The organism is Alkalihalobacterium alkalinitrilicum, assembly GCF_002019605.1.
Lineage (GTDB): Bacteria > Bacillota > Bacilli > Bacillales > Bacillaceae_F > Alkalihalobacterium > Alkalihalobacterium alkalinitrilicum.
The window spans coordinates 2,097,653-2,116,203 of the sequence record NZ_KV917368.1; the positions used below are offsets into that span (position 1 = coordinate 2,097,653).

Sequence of the window (18,551 nt, forward strand, 5' to 3'; positions counted from 1 at the left end):
ACCAAAAACATATACAGATTTACCTACTTATCATGTATATGTTAGGTAAGACCTCTCGTGAGAATTCTTTTTATAATTTCTTACGGTTAACTAACGATTTATAATATAATTTCTCTGTTTCTTCAAATAATGCTTTTAATTGATTGTAAGAATGAAAGTGATCAGGTTCTTTTAAAATAAACGAAAGTCGTTCACAAACGTTTACAGGCTTAAATTTTAGCTCTTTTATATTTTCTTGTAATTCATTTAAATGTGGGACAGGTACTTGGTTGGACCAAAAAATCACTTGAATTAACAATGAAATTTCTTTTATCATTAAAGGTTTTACAGCTATTCGATCTCTTTTCGCATAAAGCTCATTTAGTCGTTCTTTTGTTCGTTTCCATTGATGAAAGATTTCAGCTGTATAAACTTCTGACTGCTGCCATGGTTTACGATTGGGAAGATTTAAAGCTTCTAACATATCATCATAAAACAATAATTCGGTACCATTGTTTTCTACAAAAATAGTTTCCTCTTCATAAAACGGAAATACACGAAAAAATTCAGGAACAGAATAACTTTTTTTCATGTTATCCTTTCGCTCCTTTTGCTTTCATTCGTTTCTTTCCTTCACGACAGATCTCTAATAACGAACAAACTTCACATTGAGGTGACTGAGCTTTACAATGATAACGACCAAAAAAAATGAGTCGATGATGGGTAACCGACCATTGTTCTTCTGGTATTTTTTTCATTAATGTTTCTTCGACTTCTCGAACATTATCTTTCCAGCGACAAATTCCTAGTCGTTTAGACACTCGCTCTACATGGGTATCTACCGCAATGGCTGGTGTATCAAATGCAACTGAAACGACGACATTAGCCGTCTTACGTCCGACCCCAGCTAATTTCATCAGTTCATCACGTTCGGTTGGAATTTCACCATTATATTGTTCTATTAAAGATTGAGACAATTTTTTTATATTTTTCGCTTTACTGCGGAATAAACCAATTCGACGTATATCATTTTCTAATTCTTCTAAAGGAACCGCAACATAATCTTCTGGTGTCTTGTATTTTGCAAAAAGACTTGGGGTAACCTTGTTAATAAGAGCATCTGTTGCTTGTGCCGATAGTACAACGGCAATTAATAATTCAAAAGGATTCGAATGGGTTAATTCACATTCAGCATCAGGGAACATGTCTCCCATCGTTTCAAGTACGTATTGAATATCTTTCTTCGTTAGCATCGTTCATTGACCTCCTAAAACTATTTCTCTAACCAGTTATAGGTAGGGAAAGGTTCGACTTTACGCTTTTCTTGAGCTGGTTGTTTCGGTTGCTGATATTTGCGAAACTTTTCACCGTAAGCTCTTGCTTGTTGTAGCGTTTGAACTCCATTTTTCTTCCATTCAAATAAAATACGATCAATATAACGGAAATTTAATTTTCCAGATACAACCGATTCACGTAGAGCTGCTCGGATTATTTCAGGTGAATGCTGATCTTGATCTAACCACATCGCTAAAGTTTCACATTCAATTGGCGAAAGTGGTCGGCTAAACTCTCTTTCAAATACCGTATATATATTAAATTCTTCTTGCTTTTTCATATCATTTTCTTTTTCTAATTCTTCTTGATTCAAATACTGTAATAGCTTTTCCCACAATGGTTCAATACTATATGATTCAAATAAAACTCCATCTTCGTCTATATGTTCTTCTAGAGAAAGATACCCTTTTTTCAACAACTGGCGAAGGATTCTCGCACATTCTAGTGAAGATGGTCCTCGCTCTGATAAATCTTCTGGTGTCGGAAATGGATGATGTTCTGTTAAGTAATCATATACTTGAAGGAGTAAGACAAACTCTTCTTCGTTTAATCCGATCTTCCGATAATTTTTTAGTAGTAGCTTAGGCACGGATAACTGACCTTCTGTTATCCATTGCATGACAAATCGTTTATTCATAGAAACACCTCATTACCATTATAACACGGAAGCTACTCAACATCATTTGGCATTACTCGACAGTTTTCCCTATCGTGGGAAATTACTACTCATTTATGTACTCACGATATAAAAAGGCCAGACCCCATCGCTATCAAGATAGACTTGGGGGCTGACCTTTTTGCAATCCACTTCCCACAGTTTCCTCTGGGTAATAATTTCCCTTTCGTTTTTCCTTATGGATATAAACGATTTAATAGTCGTGGGAATGGAATTGTCTCACGAACATGCTCTACTCCACAAATCCAAGCGACAGTACGCTCAAGACCTAACCCGAACCCTGAATGCGGAACTGATCCATATTTACGTAACTCAGCATACCACTTATATGACACTGGATCTAAATCATGCTCCTTCATTCTTTCAGCAAGTAGTTCATAATCATGGATACGCTCTGAGCCGCCTATAATTTCTCCATAACCTTCTGGTGCAATCAAATCAGCACAAAGGACGACTTTATCATTCGTTGGATCTGGTTGCATATAGAAAGGCTTTAAGCTTGTTGGGTAATGAGTAATAAATACAGGCTTATCATATGTTTCGGCAATCGCTGTTTCATGCGGTGCTCCGAAATCATCGCCCCACTCAATATCATTAAATCCTTTTTCATGTAAAAGCGTAATCGCATTATCATAAGAAATACGTGGAAACGGTGCTACAATGTTTTCCAATTTACTCGTATCTCTTCCTAACGCTTTTAGTTCAATTGGGCAATTTTTCAACACTGATTGAACAACATATGAAACATACTCTTCTTGGACTTTCAAATTATCTTTAAACTCAAAAAATGCCATTTCTGGCTCAATCATCCAAAACTCAATAAGATGACGACGGGTTTTTGATTTTTCAGCACGGAAGGTTGGCCCAAACGAAAATACTTTACCAAGTGCCATTGCCGCTGCTTCCATGTAAAGCTGTCCACTTTGTGATAGGTAGGCATCTTCTTCAAAATATTTTGTCGCAAATAGTTCCGTTGTTCCTTCAGGAGCACTTCCTGTTAAAATTGGTGGGTCTACCTTAACAAATCCTTCTTTATTGAAAAATTCATAGGTTGATCGAATGATTTCATTTCTAACTTTCATATTTGCATGTTGTTTTTTCGAACGTAACCAGAGATGGCGATGATCCATTAAAAATTCCGTTCCATGTTCTTTTGGAGTAATAGGGTAATCGACAGCTTCATGAATGACATCTACATTTGTTACCGTTAATTCATAGCCTGATGGTGCTCGTTCATCTTCACGAACAATACCATTTACATAAAGAGATGATTCTTGCGTTATATTTTTCGCCTTTGCGAAGATTTCTTCTCCAACTTCTGCTTTCACTACAACACCTTGAATAAACCCTGTTCCATCTCGTAATTGCAAGAACGCAATTTTTCCACTTGAACGTTTATTAGCAAGCCAAGCACCTAATTTGACCTCTTGTCCAACAAATTGGCCAACTTGTGAAATCGTCGTCTTATTCACTATTTTCCCTCCAAGAATATAGGTATCTTTTCTATGTATAAATTAATATATACCACAAACCATTATACAAGCTTTTACCAATCGTTATCAAGTTTTCCTACAATAATACCCGCAGAGTAGTGTTTGTTTAGTTTATTAGTAGAAGTAAGTAAACTATCTTGCATCAAAGATGAAGGTATACTGTCAAAAATTCACGATCAAATTCTCCAAAACAAAAGGTTGACTCCGCATGAAAGCGAGTCAACCTTTTCATTAATCGTTATTTACTTTTCTTTTCGATAAAACGAGCAATTCTTTCAAGAGCTTCTTGAATGGCTTCAAGAGATGTCGCGTACGATAAACGAACATTTTCTGGAGCACCAAAGCCTGATCCTGGAACAAGCGCTACTTTTTCTTTGTCTAATAAAGCTGTTACCCAATCATCAACGTTATCGAAACCGCAAATGCTTGCTGCTTCTTTCGCGTTAGGAAATAAATAAAAAGCACCTTTTGGCTTTACGCAAGAAAGACCTGGAATTGCAATTAATTGATCATACACTTTATGAAGACGCTCTTCAAAAGCTTGACGCATCTTTTCAACTGAACCATCATCTTCTGTATATGCTGCAATCGTACCGTATTGTGCGTTAGCTGTAGGATTAGATGTACTATGACTTGCAAGGTTTGTCATCGCTTTAATTACTTCAGAATTACCAGCTGCATAACCAATTCTCCAACCTGTCATCGAATGTGATTTAGAAACACCATTGATGATCACAGTTTGTTCTTTTAACTCATTAGAAAGCTGAGCAATTGATATATGTACAGCACCATCATACACAAGCTTTTCATAAATCTCATCAGAGACGATCAAAATATCATGCTTTAAACAAACATCACCAAGAGCTTTCATTTCGTCTTCACTATACATTGAACCTGTTGGATTACTTGGTGAGTTTAAGATAAACGCTTTTGTTTTATCATTAATTGCCGCTTCTAATTGATCGACCGTTACTTTAAATTCATTACTTTCTTTTCCTTCAATATAAACAGGGTTTCCACCAGCAAGTTTCACTTGCTCAGGGTAACTAACCCAATAAGGCGTTGGGATAATAACCTCATCTCCCTCATCAAGAATTGCCTGAAAAAGTGTATAAAGAGCATGTTTTGCTCCAGAACATACAATAATCTCATTTGCTGAATATGTAATGTTTTGATCATCTTTAAATTTGCCGATAATGGCATCTTTTAATTTCGAAAGTCCACCAGACGGCGTATATTTTGTATGTCCTTCTTCCATTGACTTTACAGCCGCATCTATAATATATTGTGGCGTGTTAAAGTCGGGTTCACCTGCTCCTAAGCCAATCACATCATGTCCTTGTTCTCGCAGTGCCTTTGCTTTTGCTGTAATCGCCAAAGTTGATGATGGTGTTAATGTAGATACTCTTTTAGCTAACCTCATTTTGTCCTCCTCTTTCCTCTTCTACTTTAGAATGCACACTATAACTATAATCATTGTGAAAACATGAATCAACCGTTATCTGAAAAATTCAATGATTTCGATTTAAACATCCTTCTTTAAACTATATCGTTTGACAAATGTACCGTCTTCAAACGTAATGTAATAAAAAGAATACCGATCATTTTCATCAATATAGGTTATCTCATAAATCGGTAATCTGTTTTCCATTCCCAGACGCGTGGAAATAAGCTTTTTAGGTGCTAATTCCCTTATAGCAAACTGCATAACTTCTTCTTTACTTAATCCATCATCAGCATTTTTTACAATAATACGCTCATCTTCATTACCAACCCATGCAATTACAGGCTTGTCCTCTGTATTTAGACCTTGTATAACAATATACGACTCCGTCCCATGATAAAATGAAACACCTTCAACCGTTTCAACATCTGTATCATTTAACACACGTTGAACAGCAAGTTGTTCATGCTCATCGATCGGCGAGCGCATCATTTTATAAAAGTAAACTGATAAGCCAGTGGTGGTAAGTAAAAGTAAGCATACAATTGTTATTACCCACTTTTTCATAAACTAATCACCAATCTTAAGTTCGATAAATGGTAAACACCATTTTATTTGTTTCTTCCTTATCTAGTGCTAATCCAAACATCAGATCATCTTCTTTTAATATTCGATTTAAAGCATCAACGATTTTATATACATCAGGTGACTTTTCAATTTTCACTGTAGATAAAACTACTGTCTTTTGTTCCATATTCTATTCCTCCAAAAAATAATTAACTTCTTCCTATTCGAGCAACGATTACTAACATACACATTGTAAGAAGAGGTCATACTATCATTAAGCTCCCAACAAAGGAGGAGTGGCAAGTGAAAAACAATCAAATACAATGGCCTAACGTTAACCTTTCAACTTCCGAAAGGTTTCAGCTTGAGAAAGATTGGATCTCTCTTTCATCTTCTATACGTCCAAGCAAAGTAAAAACGATCGGTTGCAGTTTAAGACAAACACAATTTCCATTACGGTTTAATCGCAGTTAATCTATGTTCAGTTTAACAAAAAATAACTCCTACTCACACCTCATTAATCCTGTATCTTTAAAAGATACAGGATTTATTTCACGATATTGTCATCATTTGATAATGCTTGTTACATTCATAGAAGATTTTCTCCTCATCCAAAAACAAGCATTGTCGGTCTTTCACAAGTTGTTTCCCTTTTACGTAAACATCTAATACATCTGCCCCACTAGCAGAATAAACAACATGCGAAAGTGCATTCAATTTGGGTTGCAAATGTGCAGCACTCGAATCGAGTATGACGAAATCAGCATCTAATCCTTTTTTTATTGAACCAATTTTTTGATCTAATCCTAACGCTTTAGCACCATTTGCCGTAATGAGTTTTATTCCTTCATCTACTGTTACTGCCGTTGGATCTTCATTTACTCCTTTTTGCAATAACACAGCCATCCTCATTTCTTGAATGAGATCCAAATTATTATTCGATGCAACGCTATCTGTTCCTACAGATACTGTTATTCCTTTTTGCAGCATCTTTTGTATCGGTGCGACTCCTGAGCCGAGCTTTAAATTACTCATCGGGTTATGCGATATAGCGACTTGATTTTGGGATAGAATATCTAATTCTTCGTCATTTATATGTACAGCATGCGCAACCAATGCCTCACCATTAAAGAATCCAGTGTTTAATAAATGTTCTACAGGGCGTTTCCCATACTTTAGAACATTTTCCTCAACTTCTTGTGATGTCTCAGACATATGGGTATGAACAGGGATATTTAACTCCCTGGCAGCACTAGCGATTTCAGCAATAAAATTAGGCGGACATAAGTAAGGGGAATGTGGCGATAACATCGCAGTTAGCCTACCATCCCCTTTGCCATGCCAAGTTTGTGCGATTGAAATCGCTTCATCGAGCTTAGCTTTTTGTTCTTCTCTACTGCATAAGCCGATAATACCTCGTGTAATTACGGCCCTCATTCCCGCGTTATCTACAGCGTTTGCAATATCATCAAGGAATAAATGATACATATCTAGAAACGTCGTTGTGCCCGACTTTAGCATCTCAACCATAGCGAGCTTAGAACTAGCGATAACCGCTTCTCGCGTTAATTTCTGTTCCATCGGCCACATTTTTTCTTGTAACCACCGTTTCAATGGTAAATCATCTGAATGCCCTCTCAATAATGTCATTGGCGTATGACCATGTGTATTAATCAGTCCTGGTATAACCCATTTTCCATTTAAATTATGAAATTGAATTCCTTCAGATGTAATATGATGAGGAGATCCTTCACCAATTTCATTAATGATTTCGTCCTTCACATGTATATAGCCTGGGGAATAAACATCATTTTCCTCATTTGCGGTAATAATGACTCCGTTATAAAGAACTTTGTCCATACTTCTGAAAATCCCTTCTGTTGAAAATAGTTCATTGTAAAATTTTATCTATTCGATACTGCGATATGAAAATCCTGCCCACTTGCCTGAACTGTCCAGATTTCATAATTTTCTGGTGTACATTTAATAGAAACTGTTCCTATTTTATTCGTTTGATAAACATCAATCCACGTCTCTTGGAGTCGTTCTAGCACATATTCACTCGGACGTTTCCCTTCAAGTGAAAAGAGAATGGCAACTTGCGGGTCCACTTTTTCAAGAAACTGTTGTGACGTTCCATATGCGCTTCCAAAATCACCGACTTTTAATATCGTTGATTTCAACTCATACTTTGACATAAGAAGTTCTTCAACTTCAGAGTTGGCTATTCCCATATACAATGTACGGTGGTCTCCATATGAAAACAAAAGAACTAAACCTTCATCTATTTCTTCGCTCCCACCCGCAAATAAAACTTCTGCCTCTAGATTAGAGAGGATTTCATGTTTTTCTCCTTCGCCCCACCCTTTTAATTTTTCTGTACCACGAACCAAACTTTCTTTAATGTTTTCCTTAACATTGGCTGGAACAATGATGGTTGAAATTTGATAATGGTCGGCAAGCCACTCGATATTGCCGCTATACTCTTCCTTATAATTAGTAACGATCAAAGAATCGATTTCTTCCACGTGGTACATATGTAACTTTCTCGCTAATTCAATTTGGGAAGAGGGGGCACCTGTATTAATTAGTACCGTTCCACCTTGTCCAGATTGAATGAGTGTAGCTTCACCACTAGGAAGATTAAAATATGTAAAAGCAATCTCATCTTTGTCTAGTGAAAATTCCACCTCCAATTGTTCTGTCATATTCACTACTGAAACCGTTGTGCAACCTCCTAACAAAAACATGCAAAAAAAGAAGCATGCCAGCCTTCCCACAAGAATCTGCATACGCCAAACCCTCCGTATATAATCCAATCAACTCTTTTAGTTTGTAACAATCAGTATAAACTTATGTTACTAAAACTAATTGTATGCTTGGCGTACGCGTAAAATGAATTTTGCTTATTGGTCATACCATTCTTTTAGTTCTAACAATAATTCTTCTGTATTTGCTTTTATTACTGGGATATCAGGTATAGAATGAATGAACATTTTTCCATATCGAGCTGAATATATTCTTTGATCCATAACAACAACCACGCCACGGTCTTTTTCCGAGCGAATTAGTCTACCTACCCCTTGCTTAAACCTTAATATCGCTTGCGGTAATGCTAAACTCATAAAAGGATTTTTTCCTTCTTCTTTCATTTGTTCAGACCGAGCTTGTAAAACGGGATCATCAGGTGGTGAAAAAGGCAGACGAACGATCACCAAACAACTTAAATCTTCACCAGGAATATCAATCCCCTCCCAAAAACTGCTCGTTCCAAACAAAATTGCTTGTTCGCTTTGTTTGAATGTTTTAATTAATTTAGTTCTACTCCCACTATTTATCCCTTGTCCAATTAAATAAAATTCTTCTTCATCCATTTTTTCTTTTATTATTTGATACGTTTGTTTTAGCATAACAAATGACGTAAACAATATAAGCATACGACCATTTGTAACATGCGCCAACTGGATTACTTTGTCAGCTATATCCTGTACAAATTGTTCTGGTTGTTCGCTAATACTAAATGTATCTGTTGGGATAAATAATCTGGACTGGTTAGTATAGTCAAAAGGTGATGGAATAATATGTGTTTCTGGACCAAAATCAGCTAAACCTAACCGTTCGATAAAGTAAGCAAAAGACCCTTTTACCGATAAAGTCGCTGAAGTTAAAACCACTGAATCTTTTTTTGCAAAAAATTCATCAGCTAAAGTTTCACTTAATTGAACTTGTTTTTTGAATAAGTAAGTTGCATTCTTAGCTCCCTTCTCTTCAATTTCAATCCAATAAACTGCATATGGATCATATTCTAGAAGAAGTTGTTCTAGGTAATGCCTTACTTCGTGAAACTGGTTAATCAATCGTTGAAAATCAGTTACCGTCCCTTTGTCATCGAAAGAAAGGTCATTATTAACTTCATTAAGTGGTTGAACAAAAACTTCTAATTGTTCCGTTAGCTCTTTAAAAAATGTATAAACACGCAGTGAGCATTCTAATATACTTTGCCAAAAGGATCCTTGTTCATTGGGAGCACGATACCGATATGATAAACGGCCGATTTCATTAGATGAAGCCTGTTTCTTTTTCAAAACGTAACTATGTAACATCCTTAATAATTCATCAATTTCCACTTTACTCGAATCAATTTTTCCTTCAAGTGATTTTTTATCAACTATTGGTTTTTGTCCATATTTTTCAAGTAATTTAAAAATTTGCTGAAGAAAACCTCTATTATTAGCATTTCCTAGACGACTAAATAAAAATGCCAGTTTGTGAAAATCAATAGAAACACCTAAATGGTTAGTGGCAACTTCTTCAAAATGATGAGCTTCGTCAACCACAACATGAGAAAAACTAGGAATAATGGAATGTTCCTGAACAATATCTGTAAAAAGAAGTGCATGATTCGTAATAACGATATCAGCTTTTTGTGCTGATCTTTTCGCATGTTGGTAAAAGCATCTAGAAAACCAGGGACATAAAGGTCCTGTACTTGAATTCGAGTCACTTTGAACCTCAAACCAGAAGGCGCGACCACCTGAAGGCAAGTTTAATTCTTCCAAATCACCTGTTCGTGTTTCTGTTAACCAAATTAGTATTTGCCCTTTAGATAATAAAGTATCATAATTATCATCGTCATGATGTTGAAGACGTTGTTCAAACTTCCTTAAACATAAATAATGATTTCTCCCTTTCAAAATGGATGCTTTAAAAGTAAATGGTAATAGTTTTTTTAATGTTGGGATATCACGATCTAACAATTGCTGTTGTAAAGGTATTGTATGGGTACTAACGACAATTCTTTTTTTATGTAACTTAGCAAAGTATAACGATGGAATTAAATAACCTAATGATTTTCCTGTACCTGTTCCCGCCTCTATAAGTAAATGGCTTCTACTCTCATAGGCTTTAGTTACGGTGTCAATCATCTTTAATTGACCTTCCCGAACAGAATAATTCGGAAAGATTTTTTGCATTTCAAGCGAGTTTGTATATATATGATTTATAAATTCTGAAAGTGGTTGAATTGTTAAGGACTGCTCATCTTCGGTTTCAACTGCTTTTTTTCGTAGTGCAAGTTGCCGATAAATATCAAACTGAAGCTCTTCTTCTAGTTGATAACTCATTTGCTTTTTTTGAATAATCGGCTCTAATAAAACGTGAAAATCACTTTTCAAACGGTTCATAATTTCTTTGAGTTTTTGTAAAGTAATAATGGGTAAGTTCTCAAGTTTTTCGAGCATTTTTAATAATAATAAAGCTGTAACCTCAGCATCACTGTCCGCTTGGTGAGGACGCTCATGATCAAAATTAAAACTTTCAGCAAGCTGTTGCAATTTATAACTTTCTTCATTTGGCAAAAGAAGTCTGGACAATTCAACAGTATCAATTGAAGGGCCACGAAACGGGTGGTAACCCACCTCATCGAGCTGGGCTTGCAAAAAAGATAAATCAAATTGAACATTGTGAGCAACGAAAAAGGACCCTTCTAACATTTGCAATAGTTCAGGGATTACCTGTTCAAAAGTAGGTGCAAGTGCGACCATTTCGTCCGTTATTCCTGTCAATGATTCAATAAAAGCAGGTATTTTCATTTGCGGATTAACAAACGATGTAAAACGCTCGATAATTTCCCCATCTTGCACTAACACTGCACCTATTTGGATTATTTTATCTTGCTCAGCGGAATGACCCGTTGTTTCTATATCTACAACGACGAAGCGTGTTTCTTTCACGAGTTTCACCTCTCGACTATTCTATTTGGAAGTGAAGAAAAAGTCCTTAAATTGTTGACTTTCCTCCTCTTTAACTTAAAATTATAACATTTGTTCTAATAAAGGATGGCAAATATTTAATTGGTTACAATAGCTTCTTACTTTATTGAATTTCGTATGCTCCCCCCACGTCTGCAATAACCATAAGTAGGAGATCCAACAATTGGGGTCGTATGGATTCTCTCGGATAAGATGCATAAAAAGTTTATCTGCACTTTGACGCATATCAAGTAATCCATAATTCCAAGCTAAACCATGATATATTTCAACATCATCAAACCCCAGCATTAATAACCTTTTATAGCAATGAATGGCTCCAGCATAATATCCCATCCATTCCATTTCGTAAGCCAGCGTTTGTAACATACTTTTCGTTTCAACAAGTTGCAAACCAGAAATCCATGTTTGACATGCTTGATCATAACATTCGAGTTCTAAATAACATCGGCCTAAAAAGTAATAGGCTTCTCCATCTTCAGGAACTAACTCGATTGCTTCTTTAAAATAAGAGTATGCCAATTTCGGTTGTTGTTGTAAAAAGTGACACATTCCTAGATTATACACTACATCTGAATTGTTGGTAAGAGTTAACGATTTCTCGAAATAAGGAATTGCATCATCATACTTGCCTTGTTGAGCCATAAGGCAACCTAGACCAACATAAGCAAAGTGTTGAGCTAAAATTGTTTCTTTACTATGAATTAAAAAAAGAAACCACTCTTTTGCTTTATCGTAATTTTGAATATATAAGTAGGAATAAGCGAGGTACAACTTTACAATCGGTTGGCGGTTTGTTTGTATTTCAACAAGAAATTCCTTAATTGCTTGATCGAATAAGTTCAATTCAAAATACGATGTTCCTTTTGATGCATACTTTGTAAACTCATCTTTAAAATTTTTAATTTCATTTTTCAAACTATATAATTCCTCATCCATTTGAACCCACTTATCTAAAACAGCTTCATTTAACTTTCCTAATTCATTAATATATTCATTACGTTCATTTTCCCCGATTTTCTGCCAATTATTTTTTAATTGTTTCATCATCAGTTCCCACTGTTTGATTTCTATTTTTTGCATGAAAAAATCCCCCCTCTAAGATGCTGTTATCCATCAGTTTTCATCTAAAGAGAAGGGATTATGTTAGTAATAGTTGCCTTACAATACAGTAGCCGCAGGCTCGGTACCAATCATTTCAACAATTTCATTTTTTTCATTCATAATTGCAACTTTCGGATCATGAGTTGCCACTTTCTCTTCAGCAACGAGTGCATATGCAATGACGATGATAACATCATCTTCTTGAACAAGACGAGCTGCTGCACCATTTAAACAAAAAACTCGACTTCCTCTAGGTCCAGCAATAACGTATGTTTCAAATCGCTCACCATTATTGTTATTCACAATTTGTACTTTTTCATTTTCAACAATATTGACTTGGTCTAAAATATCTTCATCAATTGTAATGCTTCCAACATAATTTAAATTGGCCTCAGTCACTCGGGCGCGGTGGATTTTTGATTTCATCATTGTACGAAACATTCGTTTTCCTCCTTATTCTCCCCACTCGGTAAGAAATCTTTTTTATTTTATATCTATTACGATATTATCAATTAACCTGGCTTTTGAATATTGTTGAGCAATGGCAATTATCACTTTTCCTTCCAATTGCTTTTGGTGTTTAAGTTCAGGATAGCTCAACAACTCAATATAATCGATGTTTCCTGATCTATTTTGCTCCAAGTACTTTATTAATTTATCCTTAATGATTTCAGCTTGTCGTTCTCCATTTATAATAAGTTCTTCAGCTAATTGTAAACTTTTGTATATGGATGGTGCGACTTGTCTTTCATTTTCTGTTAAATTTACATTTCTTGAACTTTTCGCAAGTCCATCTTCTTCACGAAGTGTTGGACATCCGACAAGTGTCATTTGTAAATTAAAATCACGAATTAATTTTTCAATTACCGCCACTTGTTGAGCGTCTTTCATTCCAAAGTAAGCTCGATCAGGTGTCACCATATTAAATAATTTCAAAACCACGGTCGCTACGCCATCAAAATGACCTGGACGACTTTTGCCACAAAGAACATCAACGCCTTCATGGACGATAACTTTCATTGCTGGCTCCTTCGGGTACATTTCCGTTACGTTTGGATAAAACAAAAGGTCTACACCAGCATTTTTAGCTAGTTGACTGTCTCTTTCGAAATTTCTAGGATATCTGTCGAAATCTTCATTAGGTCCAAATTGAAGTGGGTTAACAAAAATGCTCATTACAACAAAATCACATTCTTTTTGCGCTTGCTCTACAAGACTTAAATGACCTTCATGTAAAAAACCCATCGTTGGGACAAACCCGACAGCGCTTTCATTCTTTTTAACTTCTTTTATAATGGTTTGTAATTCTTGGATTGTCTCAATAATTTTCATTATATTATTTCACGCCTCCATAAAGATGCGATAAATGTTCTTCATTCATTGTGAACGTATGTTTCTCTTCTGGAAATTGTTTATTTTTCACGTCAGTAACATAGTTTCCAACAGCTTGCTGAATGACTGGTGAAATTTCAGCATATTTTTTCACAAACTTAGGAACAAATTCACCACCATAGCCAATTACATCATGATAAACTAGCACCTGACCATCTGTATTTGCACCTGCACCAATACCAATCACAGGGATGGAAAGGATTTTACTAATGTATTCCCCTAATTGTTTTGGCACACATTCAAGTACGAGAACGATCGCTCCTGCTTCTTCTATTTTTTTTGCGTCTTCAATTAGTTCATTTGCACTTTCCTTATCTTTTGCTTGAACTTTATATCCGCCAAGTACTCCTACTGACTGTGGAGTTAGCCCTAAGTGAGCAACGACAGGGACACCTGCTTTTGTTAATTGTCCAACCGTTGTAATCACTTCACCGTTACCTTCAACTTTGACTGCGTTTGCTCCACCTTCTTGTAAGAGTCGCTTCGCATTATGCATCGTTTCACTTAATGAACTATGGTACGTAAGAAACGGCATATCAGCGACAACAAAGGTTTGCCTCGCTCCACGCTTCACGGCTTTTGTGTGCAAAATGATGTCCTCTAGTGTAACAGGCACTGTTGAGTCATAACCTAGTACGACCATGCCTAGTGAGTCACCAACTAAAATCATATCGACTCCAGCTTGCTCGACTAACTTTGCAGATGGCGCGTCGTAAGCAGTAATCATTGCAATTTTCTCACTTACCTGTTTCATCTTCTTAAAATCTGTTACTGTTTTCATCATTTCTCCTCCTTTTTTTAGAGGAAAGTGAATAAACCGAAAATCTAAGAAGCAAAAAATCCTTCTTTCCTATACTTGGAAAGAAGGATTCATAAGTAATATGAATTCAAACTGTATTTTCACAGTTGATCGGTTTAATTCATCCCTCTGTCCCAGTCCTATGGATCAAGGCAGACTACATTAGATTGTCATAAGTGTTTGTTATAAAAACTTACACTCAAAAGTAGTGATATCCATTAGGTGCAGTTCAAATGGATACTGCCCATATGAAGAGTATAACAAATTGTAACAGTTTTGTGACAACTTTTTTTATTTTATTTCAATATCAGCTGAATAAATTTGATGAATGACTTTATCATCGTCTTCTAATAATAAGACACCGTCATTGGTTATGCCTTTAGCTACTCCCTCAATTACTCCTTGAACCGTTCTAGCAATAATTCGTTTTCCGAGATTAATCGCATGACTTTCCCATAATGGTTTAATCACATCAAAACCTTCTTGAAGATATTGATCATATAACACTTCTAGTTCATAGAAAACATTACTCATTAGCTTTGCTCGACTAATCTCTTCCCCTTTAGCAATCGCGAGAGACGTTGCTATTTCACGTAGTTCAGATGAAAATTGTTCCTGCTTATGATTAACATTTATTCCGATACCAATAATGACAGAATGAACATAATCTGGTTCTGATTGCATTTCAGTTAGTATTCCTACAATCTTTTTTCCATTAAGTAAAATATCATTTGGCCACTTTATACTACATTGTAACCCTGTCGTCTTTTCAATACCTTTTACTACTGCAACCGCAGCTAATAATGTTAATTGTGGTGCTTTTTGCGGAGAAACCTTTGGGCGTAAAATTATACTCATAGAAATACTTGTCCCAATCGGTGAATGCCAAACTCGTCCTAATCTCCCTTTTCCCGAAGTCTGTTCATCCGCGATCACGACATGTCCTTCCAGTGCTCCTTCTTGTGCGAGACGATGGGCAACTTCTTGAGTCGATGGAAGTGATTCAAAATGAGTAAGCTCTTGTCCAATTTTCCCCGTCTTTAGATGGACTTTAATCTCATGTGGGGAAATAGTATTAGGCCTTGTTTTAATACGATAACCTTTTCTCGGGACTGCTTCTACTTCATAACCACTTTTCCTAAGTTCCTCAATATGTTTCCAAATGGCAGTTCTAGAGCACCCTAAATGGTTACTAATTTTTTCCCCAGAGACAAAGCCAGTTTCATTTTCTGACAGCATCTCCAACAGCTTCTCCTTCATCATTGCTATCCCCCTCTTTCATTAACCAAGCTAAAATTTCACTTTGATTGTTTTGTACTTTATAGGTGAGCACAGCTTTTTCTGCATTTTCTAGAAAACGTTCAATCCACGGACCTTGTTTTCTTTGAAAAGTTTGTAAAAGGGACTGACCATTTATCGATAAGTCTTCGCGACTTTGAATAGGTAGTTCTACATACCATTGGTGAATCTCTTCTTCTGTATAGAAATGTTTAGCATCTAATAAAAATCCGACTATTCGTACAAGTTTCAAGCTACGTTCTAAACCGAGATCATAAATGAGCTCATTTGACCATCCATTTCGTTTATACGTTTGAAGTGCTTGATATAAATGGATGACTTGTTGATTAAATTGTTTCGACTTCCTAAGTAACTTAAGATATTTTACTGGATCTTCATTACTATCAACTAATAAAAATACGGTCCAAACTTCTTCAATCGACTGCAATGTACTTAATTTTAAAGTAGATAACTTTCTAAGAACCCTTTCCTTATTTGCAAAAATCGGAATAAACCGTGCTAATTCCACTCCTAATAAATAATGAAGCCCAAGAGAAAACATGGGAGCTGTCAACAATTTTTCAAACTCGGAAACAACTCTTTCTACTGCTACTTCTCCGATCTGATCGCGGCATTGCATAATCGAATGTAGCGTCTTCACTTCAATTTTAAAATTCAACTGACTACTAAAGCGGCAGGCCCTAAGCATCCGTAGTGGATCTTCAGTAAAGCGATCGTTTCCATTACCTACCGCACGAATTAATTTATCCTCAAGATCTTTACGGAAATCGAAAGGATCTACTAACTCCATCTCATCCGTCATTGCCATCGCATTCATAGTAAAGTCCCGTTTTTGCAAATCCTCTATTAACGAACGTTCTTTTGTAGCTACCGATCGAAAAGTGGTTACTTCAAAGGAGCACCCTTCTAAACGCACAATAATTGTACCGTGTTCCTTTCCGATTGGGACCGTTGAATTAAAAAGCTCTTCAATTTGATCAACAGATGCTGTGGTCGTAATATCGATATCATGCACTGGACGTTGTAAGAGATAGTCTCTTACCGGTCCCCCGACAAAATAAGCTTCATGTCCACTATGTTTTAATATTTGAATAACTTTTGATCCGATGATAAATAACGGTTCCATTCTTTAGCCCCTCTTTATCACTTAAGCGTCGAATTGTAAATTCGTTCATATTGATCCACAATATCTTTTGAATTAAAGTGATTTAACACGCGCTGGTAAGCGTTTAGTGACATTTTTTCATGGAGTTGTTCATCTGTTAGCAATGTAATCGCTTTATCACTAATTGTTGATATATCGCCTACTTCACATATGTAACCCGTTTCTTCATGTTCAATGACTTCTGGAATTCCACCAATATTTGTGCCAATAACAGGAACCCCACAAGCCATAGCTTCTAATGCTACTAATCCAAAACTTTCCTTTTCGGATAATAATAGTAGCAAGTCCGAGATCGCAAGAATTTCTGCTACATCCTTTTGACTGCCTAAAAACAAGACATCATCTTCAATTCCTAATTGTTTTACGAGTTGACATGCAACCGTTGACTCTGGTCCGTCACCAATTAATAACAGCTTTGAAGGTAGGTGTTCGTTTATTTTTGCAAAACTTAATATAACATCCTTTACACGTTTCACAGGTCTGAAGTTTGAAATATGAACAATTACTTTTTCTTCTTCTGCTATACGATATTGCTCTTTAAGATTTGATTGTGTCCGTTTATAGTACACACGCTCATCTATAAAATTATAAATTGTTTCAATATCTTTATCCACATGTAACAATTCTCGAGTTTCCTTGACCAAATCATGTGAAACGGCTGTGACTGTATCCGATTGTTCAATACCAAAACGAATAACTTCACTAAGTGAAGGATCATAACCCAATACCGTAATATCAGTGCCGTGCAATGTTGTAACGATCTTTAAATGTTCCCCTACCATCTGTTTTGCTAAATAAGCACAAATCGCATGAGGAACAGCATAGTGAACGTGTAGTAAATCTAATTTTTGTCTTCTTGCAACTTCAGCAATCTTACTAGCTAATGACAAATCATAAGGTGGATGTTTAAAGACCGAATATTGGTTAACTTCTACTTCATGAAAGAAAATATTAGGATCAATTTTATCAAGGCGAAATGGCACGCTCGAAGTAATAAAATGAACTTCATGTCCGCGTTCTGCTAGAAGTTTTCCTAATTCAGTTGCAATAACTCCAGAACCTCCAACCGAAGGATAACAACTAATACCAATTTTTAACTTCATACTTATCCTCACTTCTCTATGACTTCAGGCTGTAATTTTCCTTTCTCCACTCTAGTTCACCACGGTCAATACCTTTAACTAACACTTCTGCTGTAGCCATATTGGTCGCTAAAGGTATGCAATGAACATCACAAAGACGTAAGAGTGCACTAACATCAGGTTCGTGAGGTTGAGCTGTTAATGGATCTCTAAAGAAGATAACAAGGTCCATTTTATCTTCAGCAATCATTGCCCCAATTTGTTGATCTCCCCCAAATGGCCCAGATAAAAATCGAGTAATTGTTAATGAAGTAGCTTCCATTATCCGTTTACCTGTTGTACCTGTCGAATATAATACATGTTGTTTAAATATATGTTCATAGGCTGTAACAAAATTGACCATATCTGCTTTTTTTTCGTCATGAGCGATAAATGCAATTCTCATTGA

19 protein-coding genes are annotated in these 18,551 nt (G+C 36.0%); 1 reads left to right on the top strand and 18 read right to left on the bottom strand.

Annotated elements, in window-relative coordinates:
- Positions 1 to 70 precede the first annotated feature (70 nt).
- The 7 genes from BK574_RS09715 to BK574_RS09745 all read right to left on the bottom strand — a co-directional run bounded on the left by BK574_RS09715 (position 71) and on the right by BK574_RS09745 (position 5,681).
- Positions 71 to 571: a YpoC family protein gene (locus BK574_RS09715; protein ID WP_075384729.1), complete on the bottom strand. Its 501-nt coding sequence runs from the start codon at positions 569 to 571 to the stop codon at positions 71 to 73.
- 1 nt (position 572) lies between these two features.
- Positions 573 to 1,232, bottom strand: coding sequence for an endonuclease III (nth, locus tag BK574_RS09720; RefSeq protein WP_075384730.1), 660 nt, complete (start codon positions 1,230 to 1,232; stop codon positions 573 to 575).
- Positions 1,233 to 1,252: 20 nt separating this feature from the next.
- On the bottom strand, positions 1,253 to 1,951 hold the full coding sequence (locus BK574_RS09725) for a DnaD domain-containing protein (protein ID WP_075384731.1): 699 nt from the start codon (positions 1,949 to 1,951) through the stop codon (positions 1,253 to 1,255).
- Positions 1,952 to 2,166: 215 nt separating this feature from the next.
- Positions 2,167 to 3,462 (bottom strand): asparagine--tRNA ligase, encoded by a 1,296-nt coding sequence (asnS, locus tag BK574_RS09730; RefSeq protein ID WP_078428469.1) that lies wholly within the window; start codon positions 3,460 to 3,462, stop codon positions 2,167 to 2,169.
- A gap of 259 nt (positions 3,463 to 3,721) precedes the next feature.
- On the bottom strand, positions 3,722 to 4,906 hold the full coding sequence (locus BK574_RS09735) for a pyridoxal phosphate-dependent aminotransferase (RefSeq protein ID WP_078428470.1): 1,185 nt from the start codon (positions 4,904 to 4,906) through the stop codon (positions 3,722 to 3,724).
- Positions 4,907 to 5,008: 102 nt separating this feature from the next.
- On the bottom strand, positions 5,009 to 5,494 hold the full coding sequence (locus BK574_RS09740; RefSeq protein ID WP_078428471.1) for a cell wall elongation regulator TseB-like domain-containing protein: 486 nt from the start codon (positions 5,492 to 5,494) through the stop codon (positions 5,009 to 5,011).
- Positions 5,495 to 5,510: 16 nt separating this feature from the next.
- A complete protein-coding gene (locus BK574_RS09745; protein ID WP_075384735.1) occupies positions 5,511 to 5,681 on the bottom strand; it encodes a YpmA family protein in 171 nt (56 codons plus the stop codon).
- A 116-nt stretch (positions 5,682 to 5,797) separates the two neighbouring features.
- On the opposite strand from BK574_RS09745, the gene BK574_RS27455 reads away from it, so the two are divergent.
- Positions 5,798 to 5,968 (top strand): hypothetical protein, encoded by a 171-nt coding sequence (locus BK574_RS27455; RefSeq protein WP_158211612.1) that lies wholly within the window; start codon positions 5,798 to 5,800, stop codon positions 5,966 to 5,968.
- Between the two features lie 78 nt (positions 5,969 to 6,046).
- On the opposite strand, the gene BK574_RS09750 is transcribed toward BK574_RS27455, so the two are convergent.
- The 11 genes from BK574_RS09750 to mgsA all read right to left on the bottom strand — a co-directional run bounded on the left by BK574_RS09750 (position 6,047) and on the right by mgsA (position 18,548).
- Positions 6,047 to 7,354 carry an amidohydrolase gene (locus BK574_RS09750; RefSeq protein ID WP_078428472.1) on the bottom strand — a complete coding sequence of 436 codons (1,308 nt, stop codon included), beginning with the start codon at positions 7,352 to 7,354 and terminating at the stop codon, positions 6,047 to 6,049.
- Between the two features lie 44 nt (positions 7,355 to 7,398).
- Entirely contained in the window at positions 7,399 to 8,238 is an 840-nt protein-coding gene (locus tag BK574_RS09755) for a ComEC/Rec2 family competence protein (RefSeq protein WP_218970569.1), read from the bottom strand.
- A gap of 162 nt (positions 8,239 to 8,400) precedes the next feature.
- A complete protein-coding gene (gene dinG / locus BK574_RS09760) occupies positions 8,401 to 11,226 on the bottom strand; it encodes an ATP-dependent DNA helicase DinG (RefSeq protein WP_078428474.1) in 2,826 nt (941 codons plus the stop codon).
- 81 nt (positions 11,227 to 11,307) lie between these two features.
- Positions 11,308 to 12,345 (bottom strand): tetratricopeptide repeat protein, encoded by a 1,038-nt coding sequence (locus BK574_RS09765; protein WP_078428475.1) that lies wholly within the window; start codon positions 12,343 to 12,345, stop codon positions 11,308 to 11,310.
- A 78-nt stretch (positions 12,346 to 12,423) separates the two neighbouring features.
- Positions 12,424 to 12,807: an aspartate 1-decarboxylase gene (panD, locus tag BK574_RS09770; RefSeq protein WP_075384740.1), complete on the bottom strand. Its 384-nt coding sequence runs from the start codon at positions 12,805 to 12,807 to the stop codon at positions 12,424 to 12,426.
- A 42-nt stretch (positions 12,808 to 12,849) separates the two neighbouring features.
- Positions 12,850 to 13,698 (bottom strand): pantoate--beta-alanine ligase, encoded by an 849-nt coding sequence (gene panC / locus BK574_RS09775; protein ID WP_078428476.1) that lies wholly within the window; start codon positions 13,696 to 13,698, stop codon positions 12,850 to 12,852.
- A 4-nt stretch (positions 13,699 to 13,702) separates the two neighbouring features.
- A complete protein-coding gene (gene panB, locus BK574_RS09780) occupies positions 13,703 to 14,539 on the bottom strand; it encodes a 3-methyl-2-oxobutanoate hydroxymethyltransferase (protein WP_078428477.1) in 837 nt (278 codons plus the stop codon).
- A 309-nt stretch (positions 14,540 to 14,848) separates the two neighbouring features.
- Positions 14,849 to 15,817, bottom strand: a complete 969-nt coding sequence (locus BK574_RS09785; RefSeq protein ID WP_078430825.1) for a biotin--[acetyl-CoA-carboxylase] ligase — start codon at positions 15,815 to 15,817, stop codon at positions 14,849 to 14,851.
- Positions 15,780 to 16,982, bottom strand: a complete 1,203-nt coding sequence (locus BK574_RS09790) for a CCA tRNA nucleotidyltransferase (protein WP_078428478.1) — start codon at positions 16,980 to 16,982, stop codon at positions 15,780 to 15,782. The genes BK574_RS09785 and BK574_RS09790 overlap by 38 nt, the downstream gene beginning before the upstream one ends.
- Positions 16,983 to 16,999: 17 nt before the next feature.
- The gene (gene bshA, locus BK574_RS09795) at positions 17,000 to 18,124 is read right to left on the bottom strand and encodes an N-acetyl-alpha-D-glucosaminyl L-malate synthase BshA (RefSeq protein WP_078428479.1); all 1,125 of its coding nucleotides are present in this window, start codon (positions 18,122 to 18,124) and stop codon (positions 17,000 to 17,002) included.
- A gap of 16 nt (positions 18,125 to 18,140) precedes the next feature.
- Positions 18,141 to 18,548, bottom strand: coding sequence for a methylglyoxal synthase (gene mgsA / locus BK574_RS09800; RefSeq protein WP_078428480.1), 408 nt, complete (start codon positions 18,546 to 18,548; stop codon positions 18,141 to 18,143).
- Positions 18,549 to 18,551: the final 3 nt, after the last annotated feature.